General features: G+C 34.3%; 2 protein-coding genes. Both read left to right on the top strand.

The annotated features are described in order from the left end of the window. The first annotated feature begins 138 nt into the window (after nucleotides 1-138). On the top strand, nucleotides 139-1,353 hold the full coding sequence (nadD, locus tag AC1VAQ_RS20930) for a nicotinate-nucleotide adenylyltransferase (RefSeq protein ID WP_330697613.1): 1,215 nt from the start codon (nucleotides 139-141) through the stop codon (nucleotides 1,351-1,353). A gap of 34 nt (nucleotides 1,354-1,387) precedes the next feature. Beyond that, entirely contained in the window at nucleotides 1,388-1,753 is a 366-nt protein-coding gene (gene rsfS / locus AC1VAQ_RS20935; RefSeq protein WP_302599285.1) for a ribosome silencing factor, read from the top strand. The last annotated feature ends 277 nt before the right edge of the window (nucleotides 1,754-2,030 follow it).

Here is a 2,030-nt window from a genome sequence, read left to right on the forward strand (position 1 = left end):
ATAGTGTGATAAGTAGGCTATAAGTTGCTGAACGTGGCGGAGCCACTTTTTTATTTGGACAAACTCTATATAATTTCTAAAAAATAGGTTATAATAAAATAAATTGTAAAAGTTTTTATTAAATATAAGGAGAGTATTATGGAACAACAAGTTTCACCTATTAGAAAGTTAGCGATTATGGGGGGCACCTTTGATCCTATACATATAGGGCATCTTGTAACAGCTGAAGAAGTAAGACATGAATTTGGCATTGATGAAGTGCTTTTTATACCAACGGGGCATCCACCACATAAATCGCATATTAATATGACAACCAGTGAGCATCGTTATTTAATGACAGTACTTGCTACAGCAGAAAACCCTCATTTTAAAGTATCCCGTCTGGAGATGGAAAGGGAAGGCGTTACGTACACGGTTGATACAATTAAAGAATTAAAGAAGATTTATGGTGATAACGTGAAGCTTTACTTCATTACAGGTGCTGATGCGGTACAAAAGATTTTAACATGGAAATCACCAGAAGAACTTTTAAAATTGTGTGATTTTGTAGCGGTGACAAGACCCGGTTATCATAAGGCTGAACTTATTGCACAAGTAGAGGAACTTAAAAGGAAATATGAAACCAATATTCATTTTTTAGAAGTACCTGCACTTGCTATTTCATCATCTAATATTAGAGAGAGGATTAATGCAATGAGACCTATTAAATACTTAGTACCAGAAGAGGTTGAAAACTATATTAAGAAATATAACCTTTATGAGTATAAGATTTGCCTTACAGAAGAGGAACGTGCTCAGATGTATGACTATGTTGCAACAAAGCTTTCACCAAAGCGTTATGCTCATACAAGGGGCGTTGTAGAGATGGCTCTGGAGTATGCAAAGTATCACCATATGGATTATGATGAAACGTTTATTGCAGCGTTATTCCATGATATTGCTAAAGAATTAGGAAAGACAGAACAAAAAAGACTATGTGAACTATATCATATAGAACTGGATGAGTTTGAAAAGCAGCATATTGACTTAGCGCATGGTAAGATAGGAGCTGCACTTTTAGAAAAAAACTGGGGGATTAGTAAACCGTCAATTTTAAATAGTATTCGTTATCATACAGTAGGACGCCATAATATGACAGATTTAGATAAAATTATTTATTTAGCAGATATGACAGAGGAAGGACGTGGCACTTATAAAGGTAAAGAGCAAATCAAAGATTTAGCTCATTATAATTTAGATCGTGCAATGTATAAAGCACTTCAATCTTCTTACAATTATGTTACGAATATTTTAAAACAAGAAGTGCATCCTATTACACAAGAACTCATAGAATATTATAAGCAGTTCGATTAAAAGAATATAGTTATATCAAAGAAAGGGGATTGGCTTGAATTATTCTACACATGAACTTGCTAAACAAATTGTAACAGCAATTAATAAGAAAAAGGTTTTGGACTTAAAAGTACTTGATGTACGAACACTGACACCGCTTACAGAAATGTTTATTATTGCAGTAGCACCGAATGTGAGACAAACACAGGCTATTGCGGATGAGGTTGAGGAGGTTGTCTTAGCGTTTGCAGATAAAGCACCTATTCATAAAGAAGGGTATCAAACCGCTCAGTGGATTTTACTAGATTATGGTGAGGTTATTGTACACATTTTAGATGAAGAAGATGCGGCATTTTATACATTAGACCGACTTTGGAAAGATGCCAATCATATTGAATTTGATGATGTAATTAGTTTATAAAAATAGGTGCTACCCTATGGGTAGCACCTCAGGCTGTAGACAATTAACTTTTCCATAGTATTTTACTAGTCTAGAAATAGAAAACAGAGGTAAAAATGGACCTAAACTGCTCTTTTTACCCCTATTTTAATAGATTTTCTTGAATAATCCTCACTTAATTTGTGAGTTTATTTTGGGAAAATTCATTTGTCAACAATCTGAGGTGCTACCCTATGGGTAGCACCTATCAGGCTGTAGACAATTACATTGTCTACAGCCATTTTTACTGTTAGACTAG

Source organism: Cellulosilyticum sp., assembly GCF_982396655.1.